15 protein-coding genes are annotated in these 14,401 nt (G+C 76.2%); 5 read left to right on the top strand and 10 right to left on the bottom strand.

The window, feature by feature from the left end; translation table 11 throughout:
- The first annotated feature begins 137 nt into the window (after positions 1–137).
- Positions 138–1,163, top strand: a complete 1,026-nt coding sequence (locus ACU4ZT_RS11245) for a LacI family DNA-binding transcriptional regulator (RefSeq protein WP_063070651.1) — start codon at positions 138–140, stop codon at positions 1,161–1,163.
- A gap of 50 nt (positions 1,164–1,213) precedes the next feature.
- Complete coding sequence (locus tag ACU4ZT_RS11240; protein WP_063070650.1) at positions 1,214–1,531, top strand: putative quinol monooxygenase; 318 nt, start codon at positions 1,214–1,216, stop codon at positions 1,529–1,531.
- Between the two features lie 83 nt (positions 1,532–1,614).
- Here the strand turns inward: ACU4ZT_RS11240 and ACU4ZT_RS11235 are convergent, their stop codons facing one another.
- From ACU4ZT_RS11235 to ACU4ZT_RS11225, 3 genes are all read right to left on the bottom strand, one after another.
- Positions 1,615–2,694: a DUF418 domain-containing protein gene (locus tag ACU4ZT_RS11235; RefSeq protein WP_445337189.1), complete on the bottom strand. Its 1,080-nt coding sequence runs from the start codon at positions 2,692–2,694 to the stop codon at positions 1,615–1,617.
- A gap of 157 nt (positions 2,695–2,851) precedes the next feature.
- Positions 2,852–3,496, bottom strand: coding sequence for a response regulator transcription factor (locus ACU4ZT_RS11230; RefSeq protein ID WP_445337188.1), 645 nt, complete (start codon positions 3,494–3,496; stop codon positions 2,852–2,854).
- Complete coding sequence (locus ACU4ZT_RS11225; protein WP_445337187.1) at positions 3,493–4,659, bottom strand: sensor histidine kinase; 1,167 nt, start codon at positions 4,657–4,659, stop codon at positions 3,493–3,495. The genes ACU4ZT_RS11230 and ACU4ZT_RS11225 overlap by 4 nt, the downstream gene beginning before the upstream one ends.
- Before the next feature lie 73 nt (positions 4,660–4,732).
- Here ACU4ZT_RS11225 and ACU4ZT_RS11220 point away from each other — a divergent pair, with 73 nt between their 5' ends.
- The gene (locus tag ACU4ZT_RS11220; protein WP_445337186.1) at positions 4,733–5,752 is read left to right on the top strand and encodes a S41 family peptidase; all 1,020 of its coding nucleotides are present in this window, start codon (positions 4,733–4,735) and stop codon (positions 5,750–5,752) included.
- 27 nt (positions 5,753–5,779) lie between these two features.
- On the opposite strand, the gene ACU4ZT_RS11215 is transcribed toward ACU4ZT_RS11220, so the two are convergent.
- The 5 genes from ACU4ZT_RS11215 to ACU4ZT_RS11195 form a co-directional block, all read right to left on the bottom strand.
- Entirely contained in the window at positions 5,780–6,820 is a 1,041-nt protein-coding gene (locus ACU4ZT_RS11215; RefSeq protein WP_445337185.1) for a zinc-dependent alcohol dehydrogenase family protein, read from the bottom strand.
- Positions 6,821–6,947: 127 nt separating this feature from the next.
- Complete coding sequence (locus ACU4ZT_RS11210; RefSeq protein WP_445337184.1) at positions 6,948–7,457, bottom strand: tetratricopeptide repeat protein; 510 nt, start codon at positions 7,455–7,457, stop codon at positions 6,948–6,950.
- 114 nt (positions 7,458–7,571) lie between these two features.
- Positions 7,572–8,510 (bottom strand): hypothetical protein, encoded by a 939-nt coding sequence (locus tag ACU4ZT_RS11205; RefSeq protein WP_063070644.1) that lies wholly within the window; start codon positions 8,508–8,510, stop codon positions 7,572–7,574.
- On the bottom strand, positions 8,507–9,154 hold the full coding sequence (locus tag ACU4ZT_RS11200) for a response regulator (RefSeq protein ID WP_270981027.1): 648 nt from the start codon (positions 9,152–9,154) through the stop codon (positions 8,507–8,509). The genes ACU4ZT_RS11205 and ACU4ZT_RS11200 overlap by 4 nt, the downstream gene beginning before the upstream one ends.
- Positions 9,147–10,397 (bottom strand): sensor histidine kinase, encoded by a 1,251-nt coding sequence (locus ACU4ZT_RS11195; protein ID WP_063070642.1) that lies wholly within the window; start codon positions 10,395–10,397, stop codon positions 9,147–9,149. Before ACU4ZT_RS11195 ends, ACU4ZT_RS11200 begins: the two co-directional genes overlap by 8 nt.
- Positions 10,398–10,691: 294 nt before the next feature.
- Here ACU4ZT_RS11195 and ACU4ZT_RS11190 point away from each other — a divergent pair, with 294 nt between their 5' ends.
- Entirely contained in the window at positions 10,692–11,789 is a 1,098-nt protein-coding gene (locus ACU4ZT_RS11190; RefSeq protein ID WP_445337183.1) for a phosphate ABC transporter substrate-binding protein PstS, read from the top strand.
- Between the two features lie 138 nt (positions 11,790–11,927).
- Positions 11,928–12,302 (top strand): DUF6804 family protein, encoded by a 375-nt coding sequence (locus ACU4ZT_RS11185; RefSeq protein ID WP_063070640.1) that lies wholly within the window; start codon positions 11,928–11,930, stop codon positions 12,300–12,302.
- Here ACU4ZT_RS11185 and ACU4ZT_RS11180 read toward each other — a convergent pair.
- Both ACU4ZT_RS11180 and ACU4ZT_RS11175 read right to left on the bottom strand, forming a co-directional pair.
- On the bottom strand, positions 12,265–13,056 hold the full coding sequence (locus ACU4ZT_RS11180; protein WP_063070639.1) for an alpha/beta hydrolase: 792 nt from the start codon (positions 13,054–13,056) through the stop codon (positions 12,265–12,267). The two genes, ACU4ZT_RS11185 and ACU4ZT_RS11180, sit on opposite strands and share 38 nt — an antisense overlap.
- Entirely contained in the window at positions 13,056–14,201 is a 1,146-nt protein-coding gene (locus tag ACU4ZT_RS11175; RefSeq protein WP_063070638.1) for a glutathione S-transferase family protein, read from the bottom strand. The genes ACU4ZT_RS11180 and ACU4ZT_RS11175 overlap by 1 nt, the downstream gene beginning before the upstream one ends.
- Positions 14,202–14,401 lie beyond the last annotated feature (200 nt).

Raw genomic sequence — 14,401 nt, 5'->3', positions numbered from 1 at the left:
TCGTCGCATGCGATGTGGGTGTGTCGACCGGTCACGGTGGAACCGGTACCAGTTTTGTACCACCGGGCGTAGGCTGTGTCAACGAGGACTCGATCCGCCTGCCCGGGCACGAGCGAGGCCCGACCGGAGGAGGTCGCGTGAGGAAGCCCGCCACGATCCGCGACGTCGCGCGCACGGCAGGCGTGTCCGTCTCCGTCGTCTCCCGAGTGCTCAACGACGGATCCGGTCCCGTCGCGGTCGACACCCGTCGGCGCGTCGTGGAGGCCATCGCCGAGCTCGACTTCCGGCCCCGCGCCGCGGCCCGCGAGCTCAGCCACGGGCAGGCCCTCGCGATCGGCCTGGTCCTCCCGGACCTCACGAACCCGTTCTTCGCGCGGCTCGCCGACCGCATCGTGTGGGAGGCCCGGGCGCGCGGCGCGCAGGTGCTCCTCATGACCACGCAGGAGGACGCGCACGTCGAGGGGGAGTCGCTGACGAGCCTCCTCGACCGCTCCGTGGGCGGCGTCATCGCGACCCCAGCGGGCGACAACCTCGAGAAGTGGGAGCGCCTCCGCCGGGCGGGCGTCGACATGGTGTTCGTCGACCGGACGCTCGACGGGCTCGACGACATCGACGTGGTCAGCATCCAGAACGACGCGTCCGCCGCGCGTGCCACGGACCACCTGGTCGCCCTCGGTCACACGCGCATCGCGATCATCTCGGGGCCGGCGGACACGTCCACGGGGCGGGCGCGCGTCGCCGGCTACCGCGCGTCGCTCCGGGCGGCGGGCATCGATGCCGACCCGGCGCTCGTGCGGGACGTGCCGTTCCGCGGCGACCTCGGGGCCGACGCGGTCACCGCGCTCCTCGCCCTGCCGGAGCCGCCGACCGCGCTCGTGGTGGCCAACACGGCGCAGGTCGGGGTGGCCGTGCGGCGGATCCAGCAGCTCGGCATCCGCGTGCCGGAGGACCTCTCGCTCGTGGTCTTCGACGACAACCCGTGGAGCGAGCTCGTCTCGCCGCCGCTCAGCGTCGTGCGGCAGCCCATCGACATGCTCGCCCGCCACAGCGTCGAGCTGGTGCTCGCGCGCATGCAGGGCCGGATCCCGTCGGAGCCGCAGCGCATCGAGGTGCAGGCCGACTTCGTGCCCCGGTCGAGCAGCGCGGCGCCGCCGGCGCGCTGACGCCCCGTCCATCCATCCACCACCCGCACCACCCGAACCGAGGAGATCCCATGTCCCAGCCCGTCGTCGTCACCGCCGTCTTCACGCCCGTCGAGGGGAGGCGGGACGAGGCCGTCGCGGCGCTGTCCCGCGGCATCGCCGAGGTGCACGGCGAGCCCGGCTGCGAGCTGTACGCGATCCACGACGCGCCCGACGGCACCATCGTCATGCTCGAGAAGTGGTCCTCCGGCGAGGAGCTCGCGGCCCACGGCGCGGGCGAGGTCGTCGCGCGGATGAACGCGTCGCTCGCGGGCCTGCTGCAGGCGCCGCCCGTCGTGACGGAGCTGGTGCCGATCCCGGCCGGGGACGAGCTCCAGGGCGCGCTCTGACCGGCGCGTGAGCGCGGGAGCCGGGCGTCATGGCGCCCGGGTCCCGCTCATGTCGCCGGAGCCCGGGATCCGCGGGCAGCCGGTCAGCGCGCGAGTCGGAACGGCGCGCGTGCGCCCCACGTGCCCCACCGCCAGAGCCACTCGAGCGGCCCCTGCGCGAACGCGCGCAGCCAGAGGGCGCTCGCGACGGCCTGCACCGCGAGGATCACGACGACCGCGAGCAGCATCGGCGTCCACGAGGTCGCGTGCGGCAGGTCGAGCAGGGCGCCCGCGGCGAGCATGAGCGGCGCGCCGGTCACGTAGTTCGTGAGGGCCATCCGGCCGAGCGGCGCGAACGCGACCTCGAGGGCGCGGGCCGCGCGCGTCGTCATGAGCAGCGACAGGAGCGCCACGTACGCGGCGGCGAGGGCGAGGCCGGACGCGGCGGACTCCGTGCTGAAGCCGGAGTCGGCGATGGTCGTGACCTGCCACGCGAGGAGCGGCGCGGCGGCGGCGAGGGCGACGACGAGCACGACGGCGGATCCGCGGCGCGAGCGGCCGATCGCCGCGACGACGCCGTAGCGGGTGAGGGCCGATCCGAGGAGGAGCATGCCCGGGACCAGCGTCAGCCCGCCGCCGGCCACGACCACGCTGACCACGACGAGCGCGACGGCGGCCACGGCCGTGAGCGACCGCGGCAGCCACGTGCTCGGCAGCAGGACGACGAGGCCGGCGAGCGCGTACGGCAGGAGCGCCGACCCGTGCTGCAGGAGCTCGAACGGGATCGCGATCGCGAGCAGGATCAGCAGGCGGCGGAGCAGCACGAGCCGCGGCCGGGCCGAGCGGCGCTCGGCGGACTCGACGATGAGCGCGAAGCCGATCCCGAACAGCAGCGCGAACACGGGGAAGAAGCGCTGCTGCACGAGGAGCTGGAGCCAGCCGCTCGTGGATCCGAGCGCGGCCATCTCGTAGAAGCCGGCGGCCGTGCCGAAGCGCGTCTGCGGGCCGATGTTCACGAGCATGATGCCGCAGAGGGCGACGCCGCGGATCACGTCGAGCGCGGCGACGCGGCGGGTGATGCCGGAGCGCGGGGCGGCGCCGCCGTCTTCGGAGCCGGAGCCGGGGCGGGGGTGGGGGCCGCGGCTGTTTCCGGTCGTGGCGGGATGCGTCGGGGCGGTGGTCATGCGGGCCTCTCGTCGGCGGGGCCCGCGTCTCGGGCCGACCGCCGTGATCCATGCTCGGGCCGGGCGCGCGGTGCGGCATCGGCCGTTCGGCCGGTCTCCGCGGATCGTTCCCGGTGCCCGCGCGCCCGGCGCCGACCGGCGCGTCCGGCTCCGCGCCTCAGGGCCGCAGCAGCCCCGAGCTCCACGCCCACGCCGCGATCTCCACGCGGTTGCGGGCGTCGAGCTTCGCCTGCAGGGATCCGAGGTGCGACTTCACGGTGCCCAGCGAGATCACGAGCTCCGCGCCCACCTCCGCGTTGGTCCGGCCGCGGCCGACGAGCGCGGCCACCTCGAGCTCGCGGGCGGTGAGGTCCGGGTGCAGCGTGGTGGCGGAGCGCGGCGCGAGATGCTGCAGCAGGCGCACCGTCACCGACGGGCTGATCAGCTGGTCGCCCGAGTGCGCCGCCCGCACCGCCTCGACGAGGAGGCCCGCGCCCGCGTCCTTGAGGAGGAAGCCGGACGCTCCCGCGCGGAGGGCGCCGTAGACGTACTCGTCGAGGTCGAAGGTGGTCGCGACGACCACCTTCACGGGCACGCGCGCGCGGGATCCGGCGAGCAGCCGCGTGAGCTCGAGCCCGTCCATGCGCGGCATGCGGATGTCGACGACCGCCACATCCGGCCGCAGGCGCTGCGCGGCCTCGAGCGCGGCGAGGCCGTCGCCGCACGACGCGACCACCGCGATGTCGGGCTCGCCCGCGAGGATCCCCTCGAGGCCGCGCAGCACCGAGGGGTGGTCGTCGGCGAGCAGCACGCGGATCGTCATGCGCCGGCGTCCCGGGGGAGCACGGCGCGCACGGTCCAGGTGCCCGCGACCGGTCCGGCGTCGAGGCGTCCGCCGAGGATCGCGGCGCGTTCGCGCATGCCGACGAGGCCGAGGCCCGGGGATCCGGGCGCGGGGTCGGCGCCCTCCCGGGCGGCGGCGTCGAGCGGGCTGACGATCGTGACGACCACGGCGTCCGCGGCGGCGTCGTCCGCGAGCGTGACGCGGATCCGGTCGGCGCCGGGCGCGTGCCGGGTAGCGTTCGTGACCGACTCCTGCACGATGCGCGTCGCCGTCGCCCGCACCTCGGCGGGCAGGGGCGCGGCGGTGGTGTCCCGGAGCTCCGCGCGGCGGCCGGGGGCCGCGGCCTCCCACGTGTCGAGGAGCGCGCGGATCGCGTCGTCGGGCCCGTCGATGCCGTCGGCCAGCTCGGGATCGCGCTCCACGCCCGTGTCGCGCAGCGTCCGCACCCAGCGCCGCATGCTCGCGAGCGCCTCGCCGCCGGACTCCTCCATGCGCGCGAGCTCCGCGTCGAGCTCGGTGCCGGGAGCGTCGACGCGGCGGCGGGCGGCCTGGGCCAGGAGGATCATGCCGGTCACGCGGTTCGTGAAGTCGTCGTGCAGGTCGCGGGCCAGGCCGTCGCGCTCGCGCTGGGTGGCGACCGCGAGGGCGAGGCGGCGCTCGGCGTCGGCGTTCCGCAGCGTCGCGCCCACGGCGAGCGCGCACGCGACGACGGCGACCAGCAGGATCCCGAACGTGAGGGCCTCGGCCGACATCAGCCGGACGGGGAGCGCGAGCGTCGCGAGCACCACGACCGCGATCCCGGCGGCGTCGCGCGGGGTCGCGGCCGCGCGCGTCGTCGCGATCACCGCGACGAGCAGCACGAGGCCCTCGCTGAGGGCGAAGGGCGCGCGGATCCCGGTGCCGGCGAGGAGCGCGGCCGCGACCGTCGCGGCCCCCGAGACGACGCCGACGGTCCACGCCGGGACGCGTCCCCGGGCGGCGAGGGCGGCGAGCGCCACCACGACCAGGAGGTACGCGCACTGCACCAGGGATCCGGACACCACCGCGTCGAGGACGAGCAGGCCGCCGAGCGCGACGCCGTAGCCCACGCGCACGAGTCGCGGGAGGGCGCCCGAGGCGGGGCGTGCGGGAGATCGGGTCACCCCGCCAGCATCGCAGCCCGTCGGCGGGGGAGACGACGCGTCGGCCCGCGCGCGCTTCGGGCAGGGTGATCCGGTGCCCACGACGCGCTCCCGCCGCTCCCGCCTGCTCCGCCGCCTCGCCGTCGCGCTCGCCGCGGCGGTCGTCCTCCTCGTCGGCGGGACCCTCGCCGCCGCGCCGCTCCTCGAGAAGCACGGCATCTACGTCATCCCGCCGTCGCCGCAGCGCTACGCCGACATCGCGGTCGACCGGATGGAGGACGGCCTCGCGGCGGATCCGGCCACGGTCGCCGAGGTGCGGGCCCGCGTCGCCGCGAAGGTCGCCGACGCCCGCAGCTACGGCGCCACCTACCCGGCGCTGAGGAAGGCGGTCACGCAGCTCGGCGGGGACCACAGCGCGTTCCTCACGCCGGACGAGGCGGCGGTCGAGTTCCGGGGAGCGCCGGCGACGACCGGCGGCCCCGAGCCGCGGCCCACCGTGACGACGGCCGACGGGATCACGACCATCGTCGTCCCGACCCTCGTCGGCGGCGACGACGCGGCGCACCAGCGCTACATCGACGCGGGCGCCCAGGCGCTCGTGGCCGCCGCGCCCGCGACGACCCGCGGCTGGGTCGTGGACCTCCGCGGGAACCGCGGCGGGGACATGTGGCCCATGCTCGCCGCCCTGTCGCCGCTCCTCGACGAGGGACGGGTCATGTCCTTCGAGCAGGGCGACCGGTCCCTCCCAGTCACCGTGGAGGGCGGCGCCGTCGCCGACGACGGGCAGGTCGTCGAGACGAGCGCCGCGGGTCGGGTGCCCGGGAGCCTGCCGATCGCCGTGCTCACCGACGGCATGACCGTGAGCTCCGGCGAGGCCGCCGCCCTCGCGTTCGTCGGCCAGGCGGGCGTGCGCTCGTTCGGGCAGCCGACCTACGGGTTCAGCACGTCGAACGAGCCGCGGACCCTGTTCGACGGCGCGATCGTGAACCTCACCGTCGCCGTCGACGCGGATCGCACGGGGAAGCGCTACGGCGTGCCCATCGTGCCGGACGTCGCGGTCGCCGACGCCGGGATCACCGCCGCGGTCGACGCCTGGTTCGACGCGCCGCGGTAGCCGGGACCGGGCAGGGCCGGACCGCGCTCAGCCCACCTCGACCAGCGTGATCCCGGCCGAGCGGTCGCCCGACGCGAGCGCCTCGAGCGCGGCCGGCGCCTCGTCGAGAGGGATCCGGTGCTCGATGAGCAGCTCGGGCTTCAGCGCGCCCGACGCCACGAGCGCCATCAGCTCCGGGTAGTCGTGCGCGGGCATGCCGTGGCTGCCGTGCAGGCTCAGCTCCTGGCTGATGATGGTCGGCACGGGCATCGCCGGCTCGCTCGCGAACAGCCCGATCTGCACCTGGCGGCCGAGCGGCGCGAGCGCGAGCAGGCTCAGTCGCATCGTGGACTCGCGCCCGAGCGCCTCCACCGACACCTGCACGCCGTCGGGGGAGACGGCGCGGATCGCGTCGAGCACGTCGAGCTCCGCGAGGCCCGACGAGTCGATCGTGTACTCGGCCCCCAGCTCGGAGGCGCGCGCGAGGGCCGCCGGGTCGATGTCGACGGCGATGACCTCCGCGCCGACCGCGACCCCGATCATCACGGCGCTGAGGCCGACGCCCCCGCAGCCGACGACGAGCAGGCGCTCGCCGCGCTGCAGCCGTGCCCGGTGCACGAGCCCGCGGAAGGCCGTGGCGAAGCGGCAGCCGAGGAGCGCGGCGGCACCGGCGTCGAGGCCCTCGGGCACGGGGATCAGGTTGACGTCGGCGTCGTGCAGCGCCACCAGCTCGGCGAACGAGCCCCAGTGCGTGAAGCCCGGCTGCGTCTGGTGCCGGCACACCTGGCCGTTGCCGGCGCGGCACTCCTCGCAGCGGCCGCAGGCGCAGACGAAGGGGACCGTGACGCGATCGCCGACGTGGAAGCGGGTGACCTCGGGGCCGACCGCGTGGATCCGCCCCACCAGCTCGTGCCCCGGCACCTGCGGGAGGGCGATGCCGTCGTCGTGCCCGAGCCAGCCGTGCGCGTCGCTGCGGCAGACGCCCGTGGCCTCGACGCGGACGACGACGCCGGCGGGGGAGGGGGCGGGGTCGGGCAGCTCGCGGACGACCGGGGTCGTGCCGAACTCCTCGTAGACGACGGCGCGCATGGGGGCTCCTCGGGGCAGGCGGGGCCCGACGGGGTCGGGCGGACGGGCCCGTCCACGGTATCCGACGGCGCGGGCGGTGCCCGTCGCGGGACGGGCGGTCCCTGCTCCGCTGGCCCGGCCGCGTCGGCTACGCGGGCTCCGCCGCGTCGAGGGACGCGAGGTGCTCCGCGTTGCCGCGGATGGCGGGCAGGTAGCGCTGCAGCTCCGGGTCGGGCACGCGGTCGGCGACGACCAGGAGGATCCGCGCGAGCGCCGCATCCGCCCGCCCCGCCGCGTGCAGCGTCAGCGCCTCGAACACGGCGAGCGACGGCGAGTCCGGGAACTCGCCCCGCGCCCGCGCGAACAGCGCGAGCGACTCGTCGACGCGACCCAGGTTCCGCAGCGTGCTGCCGTGCTGGAGGTAGCAGCGGCGGCGGATGTCGCCCGTGAGACCCTGCGCCTCCGCGCGCTCGTAGAGCTCGAGCGCCCGGGCCTCCTCGCCCGCGGTGTCGTAGGCGCCGCCGACCTCGTAGAGCACGCGGGCGTCGTCCGGGTGCCGCTCCAGGAGGGGGAGGAGGGCGGCGATGGTCGGGCCCATGTCGTCGCGGTCGCGCGCGGCGACGATGCGGTCGAGCTGGGCGTCGAGGGTCTCGGGCATGGAGCGCCTCTCGTCGGGGTGGAGGGGGAGGGCGCCAGCCTGCCACGGGCCGTGCGGCGCCCGAGCGGATCCCGTCCGCCGGGCGCCGTCCGGGTCAGCTGCGCGGCATCCCGTTCAGCCGCGGTCGTCCGCCTCCGCGCCGTCGCCGAGCAGCACCTCGCGCACAGCGGCGGTCGTCGCGACCACCTGGCGGGCACGCGCGGAGGAGAGCATGGCGGCGTCGGCCGCGGTCACGAGCGACTCCTCGCGCCACTGCGCGTCGTACAGGGCGGCGCGGTAGCCCGACGACGCCTGGCAGGAGGCGTCGGCGCGGGCGAGCGCGGTGTCCGCCGCGGGCGCGTCGTCGCCGGGCTCGAGCAGCGTCATCGGATCCGCGGGCAGCGGGCGGCCCCGGTCGCGGAGCTCGTCGGCGGAGGACTCGGCCAGGCAACCGCGCCACGCGTCGGCCGCCGCGACGACCGCGGGGTCGCCCAGGGCGCGCTCCCGGGCGTCGGCGCGCAGCTCGAGCGCGCGCATCTGGATGTCCTGGTTCGCGCCCGGGTGCGCCCAGACTCCCGCGCGGACACCGGGGAGGCAGGCATCGAGCGCGCGGCCGCGCGCGTCGTCGTCGTTGCGCGCCATCCGCCACTCCCGCAGCTCGGCGCGCGCGGGATCCACCACCGGACCGTGGCCGTACCGGGCGGCGCGGGCCTCGTCGAGCGGCGGCGCGACGAGGCGACCGTCCGCGTGCGACTCCGGCGCGAGGAGCACCGCCGGGTCGAGCGCGGGCGCCTCGTCCGCGATGCCCTGGGCGGTGAGGCACGGGCGCAGGCGGATGTCCTCGGCCACGTCGCCGGCGTCCATCGAGACGCCCACGGCCGCGTCGAGCGGCATGGTCCACGCCGCGGCGTCCTGCGCGGGCGGATCCGGGACGGGCTCGGTGCGGGGCGCCGGCGCGTTCACGACGGCGACGCCGACGAGACCCGCGGCGACCAGGGTGGCGACGACGCCGCGCGGGGTGCGGATCCGGCGGATCAGGCGCCCGGCGGACGCGCGGATGGGGGATGCGTTCACGAGCGCACCAGTCCTCTCTCATGGGCGAAGACGACGACCTGCAGGCGGCTGCGGAGGCCGAGCTTCGCGAGCACCCCCTGCACGTGCGTCTTCACGGTCGACTCCGAGACGAAGGCCGCCTCGGCGATCTGGCTGTTGGTGAGCCCGCGCGCGACCAGCAGGAAGGTCTCGCGCTCGCGCGGGGTCAGGCGGTCGAGCGCGCCCACGTCGGCGCGGGGCGGCGGGGCGCCGAAGTCGCGGAGCAGCTCCTCGGGGTCGCCCGTGACGTCGCCCGCCGCGGCCGCCCGCACGGTGGCGAGCAGCACCTCGGGGCGGGCGTCCTTGGTGAGGAACGCGGAGGCGCCGGCGCGGGCGGCCGCGTGCACGGCGCGGTCGTCGCGCAGGGTCGTGAGCACGACCACGCGAGGGGCCCGGTCGGCGCCGTCGCGGAGCGACGCGGTCGCGGCGAGGCCGTCGAGCACGGGCATGCGGAGGTCCATCAGCACGACGTCGGGCTGCTCGCGGCGCACGAGGTCGATCCCGGCGCGCCCGTCGTCCGCGATGCCGACGCACTCGAGGTCGTCCGCGGCGTCGATCTGCATCCGGAGCCCCTCGGCGAACAGCCGCTGGTCGTCGACCACGGCGACGCGCACGCGGTCAGCCACGGGGCACCGCGGCGGGCTGGGCGGTGGTCGCGTCGGCGTCGGCGGCATCCGGCACCACGGCGTCGTCCGCGGGCAGGAAGGCCGTGACGACGAACCCGTCGGCGCCGTCGGGCTCGGCCGTCAGCCAGCCGCCGCCGATCCGGGCCCGCTCGCGCATCCCGGCGATCCCCGCGCCGGGGCCCGGGAGCGAGCCCCGACCGACGAGGGGCGCGGTGCCCGAGGAGCGGATCAGGAGCGCGAGGCCGGGCCCCCGCCAGTCGAGGACGACGGACGCGCGGCTCCGGGATCCGCCGTGCTTGAGCGCGTTCGTCAGGCTCTCCTGCACGATGCGGTAGACCGCGAGCTGCTGCGCGGGCCGGAGGGCGGGGCGCTCGCCGAGCTCGTCGACCGCCACCTCCATGCCGACCTCGCGCATGCGCTCGACCAGCAGTGGCACGTCCTGGAGCGACAGCAGCTCGTCGCCGGCCTCGGTGATCCGCTCGACGAGGCCGCGCACGTCGGACAGCGCGTCGCGGGCGACGCCGGAGATCGCGGTCAGGGCTCCGCGGACCACCTGCGGCTGGCGGTCGGACATCGCGGTCGCGCCCTCGGACTGCGCCACGACGATGGTGAGCGCGTGGGCGACGGAGTCGTGCACGTCGCGGGAGATGCGGGCGCGCTCGAGGCCGAGGCGCAGCTCCAGGTCGGTCTGCGCGAGGCGGTCCTCGGCGTCCGCGAGCACGCGGTCGAGGCGACCGAGGCGGACGGCCGCGCCGAGGCCCGCGCCGAGCGCCGCGCAGACGCCGACGGCGCCGACCGCGCCGAGCACGAGCAGGGCGGTCGCGTCCGGCGCGGAGGAGACGCCGACCCACGCGGTCGGGCCGGATGCGGTGCCCCTGCCGAGGCCGAGCGCCGCGACCGCCGCGCCGACCACGGCTGCCGCCGCGGACGCGACGCGCATCCGCCGGGTGCCGGTGGCGCCGACGACGAACGCGACCACGCCGATCGCCGCGAGCATCGGCCAGGTGGTGGAGTCGACGGGCGGCGCGTACCCGGCGAGCTGCAGCACGGGCATCGCGACGACGATCGCGAGGGACGCGGCGGGCAGCCACACGGCGAGGGCGACGGCCGCGCCGTACGCGACGGCGAGGGTCGCGACGCCGGCGAGGCCGGAGCGCCCGGACTCGGCGACGATCCAGACGGCGGCGTACGCGACGCCGGCGAGCGGCGCGGCGACGGCGGCGAGGAGACGGGGTGGGGTCATGGGCTCAGGCTAGGAGCGCGTCGCGGCCGGAGGGCGCCCGGGCGGCGGACTTCATCCTCGCGACGGAGGCCGGCCCGCGATCCCGTGCCGAGGGCCACCGGCGACGCCCCCAGTTCGAGGGGCGAGCCCCGGGATCACGGGCCGGATCCGATTTCCCGCACCTGGGGGAAAGCTCGCGTCCACCTCGCGTCCACCTCCCGTACCCCGCCCCGGGGCTCCGCGTGCATAGCGTCGCCCACGGCCCTGCACCGGCCGAGCGACCACCACCCGATCCACCTGGAAGGCTCCACCCCCGTGAACAGCACCCGCCTCACCGGCGCCGCGGCCCTCGCCGCCGTCGTCGCCCTGTCCCTCTCCTCCTGCGCGTCCAACGAGGCCCCCGCCGAGGGCGGCGCCGCATCCGCGTCGACCCTCGAGGGCACGCTCAACGGCATCGGCGCCTCGTCGCAGGGCTCCGCCCAGGAGGCCTGGACCACGGCCTTCCAGACGGCCAACACCGGCACCACCATCAACTACTCGCCCGACGGATCCGGCGCCGGACGCGAGGCCTTCATGGCCGGCGGCCAGAACGCCGACTTCGCCGGCTCCGACCGCGCGCTCAAGACCGACGAGCTCACCGGCACCTTCGGCCAGTGCGCCGACGGCACGAAGCCCATCGACATCCCGGCCTACATCTCGCCCATCGCGATGATCTTCCAGATCGACGGCGTCGACGAGCTGAACCTCGACCCGGCCACGGCCGCGGGCATCTTCAAGGGCACCATCACGAAGTGGGACGACCCGGCCATCACCGCGCTGAACCCCGACGCCACGATGCCCAACGCCGCGATCACCGCGGTGCACCGCTCGGACGACTCGGGCACCACCGAGAACTTCGCGAAGTACCTCAACACCACGGCCGAGTCCGTCTGGGACGCCGAGCCCAAGGGCGTCTGGCCCTACGAGGGCGGCGAGGCGGCCCAGGGCACGTCGGGCGTCGTCGACGCCGTCAAGGGCGGCACCAACGTCATCGGCTACGCGGACGCGTCGCGCGCCGGCGAGCTCGGCACCGCGAAGATCAAGGTCGGCGACGACTTCGTCGGCTTCTCCCCGGAGGCGGCCGCGGCCGTCGTCGAGGCCTCGCCCGAGGCCGAGGGCCGCGAGGAGAACGACGTCGTCTTCGACCTCGACTACACGACCACCGAGGCGGGCGTGTACCCGATCGTGCTCGTGAGCTACCTCATCGCGTGCCAGGAGTACAAGGACCCCGCCGTCGGCGAGCTGGTCAAGGCGTACCTCGGCTACGTGACCAGCACCGACGGCCAGCAGGTCGCCGCCGAGAAGGCCGGCGCCGCGCCGCTCTCCGAGACGGTCGCCGCGCAGGTGAAGACCGCGGTCGAGTCCATCAAGTAGCACGACCCGCACGACGGACGCCCCGCCTCGACCCGATCCGGGTCCGAGGCGGGGCGTCCTGCTGCGTCGCGGCGGTCCCCGGCGGTCTCCGGCGGGCGCGCGCTGCTCGCGCCCGGCGCCCGCTGGCAGACTGGGCGGGTGACCCGCACCCCCGCCGCCCCCGCGTTCACCCGTCCGTCGCTCGCGCCGGGCCTCCTCGGCGCCATCGTGCTGCTGGCCGGGTTCGCGGTGATCGACGGCGACCTCTTCACGGTCGTCCGGTTCGCGGTCGCGATCCTCGCGCTCATCATGATCGTGTTCTCGGTGCGCGCCCGCAGCTGGTGGAGCGCGGCGCTGCTCGCGGCCGTCGCGGTGATGTGGAACCCGGTCGCGGTGATCCCGGTGGAGGCCGTCACCTGGCAGTCGCTGCAGTACGTGGCCGCGATCGTGTTCGTCGCCGCCGGGATCCTCGTGAAGGTGCCGGTGGAGGACGCGCCTACGCCGGGCCGACCCCGAACGCGCGCTCCTCGGTGAGGCCGCGGCGCAGGTAGGCGACGATCTCGTCGAGCGAGCGGCGGGCGAGCGCGGGATCCGCCGCCGGGTAGGCGAGCCAGCCCTGCTCCGCGCGCGGGATGCGCACGAGCCGCGCCTTCGCGCCCGCCGCCTTGAGCGCGGCGACGCCCTCGACCACGTGGTCGAGCCGCGGATCCGCGGCGCCCACGTGCACGAGCGCGTCCGGCAGCCGGTCGAGCCCGTGGCCCTGCCGGTCGGACGCCTGCCCGGTGGGCACGTCGCCCGACGGGCTGATGAGCACCAGCCGCAGCACGGCCGGCCCGTCGGCGTCGCGCGCGAGGGCCGTGATCCGCAGCGCGCGGTCGGCGCCCGGGCCGTCGCCGAGGATGCCGAGGCGCTCGGGCGTGCCGTTCCAGCCGGCGGCGTGCGAGGCGATCCAGGACAAGCCGGCGAGCGCCTGCGCGTCGTCGTCCGGGGCCATCGTGACGACGACCGCGCGGAGATCCTTCGCGAGCGTCGAGGGCAGCCAGTCGCCGTCGTGCCGGGCGAGGACGACGAGCACGGGGGATCCGGTCGCCGAGCGGTCGTGCCCGGGCGGCGTCCACACGGCCACGTCGAGGGGGAGGCCCTGCGTGCCGGCCCGGTGCCGGACGACGCGCGTTCCCGCCGCGGGTGTGCCGCGGAGGGAGCGCGCGACGGCGGGGACGTGGCGGATGGCGAGGCCGAGGATCCGGCGACGCGGGGTGAGCGAGGTCGCGGGCGTGCGTGCCGCCATCAGGAGCGGTCCGCCGTGGCGTCGGCCGATCCGGGCACGGGCTGGCCGGAGACGGAGGCACGCGCCTCCGACGGGCGGGTCACGCGTCCGCCGCGCGGCACGGCGCCGTGGCCCTCGGGCACGCGCTCGTCCTCGCGGACCGGGCCGGGAGGGGTGCCGTCGCCGAACGGCCGGCCGCCCAGCTCCTCGCGCCCGTGCGGTTCGAGCCAGCCCCAGGTCTCGGGGCCGACCGGCACGACGCGCGTCGGGTTGATGTCGGTGTGCGTCAGGTAGTAGTGCTGCTTGATCTGCACGAAGTCGATGGTGTCGCCGAACCCGGGCGTCTGGAACAGGTCCCGCGCGTACGCCCACAGCACCGGCATCTCGTCGAGCTTCTGCCGGTTGCACTTGAAGTGCCCGTGGTAGACGGCGTCGAAGCGGGCGAGCGTGGTGAACAGGCGCACGTCGGCCTCGGTGATCGTGTCGCCCACGAGGTAGCGCTGCGTCCGGAGCCGGTCGCTCAGCCAGTCGAGGCGGGAGAAGAGGCGGTCGTACGCCTTCTCGTACGCCTCCTGGGAGCCCGCGAAGCCGCAGCGGTACACGCCGTTGTTCACGTCGCGGAAGACGAGGTCGGCGACCTCGTCGATCTCCGCCCGGAGGTGCTCGGGATAGAGGTCGGGCGCGCCCTCCCGGTGGTGCTCGGTCCACTCGGTGGAGAGGTCGAGCGTGATCTGGGGGTAGTCGTTCGTGACGACATGGCCGGAGGGGACGTCGACGAGGGCGGGGACCGTGATCCCGCGCGGGTAGTCGGGGAAGCGCGCGAGGAACGACTCCTGGAGGCGCTCGGTGCCGAGGACCGGGTCGCGGCCGTCGGGGTCGAGGTCGAAGGTCCAGCTGCGGGCGTCATGCGTGGGGCCGGGGAGGCCGAGCGAGATGGCGTCCTCGAGGCCGAGCAGGCGGCGGACGATCACCGAGCGGTTCGCCCACGGGCACGCGCGCGCCGCGACGAGGCGGTAGCGGCCGGCCTCGACGGGCCAGCCCTGGGATCCGTCGCGGAGGATGCGGTCCTCGATGTAGTTCGTGTCGCGGGTGAACTCACCCTCCTCGACGTAGCGGCCGGGGGCGCCCGCCTCGTTGGTGCCGGTGGGTGTCGCCTGATCCGTCATGCATCCACCCTAGGCCGGGCCATCCGCGGCGACCGGGCCGGATGCGGCGCGAGCGCGGGCGGCCGACGGCTCCCCGGACCCCGCCGAGCCGCCCCGCGCACACCGGCGCGCGGCGGCCGCGGCGTGCCCTAAACTCTCCGTGTGCCCGTCCTCCCCGAGGCGGCCGGGCGCAGGCGGCGGACCCTCATCCCATCCCCGAC

The sequence above is a fragment of the Clavibacter davisi genome (assembly GCF_052751415.1).
The sequence above is the reverse complement of the archived record's forward strand: the minus strand, read 5'-3'. Positions and strand labels throughout refer to the sequence as shown.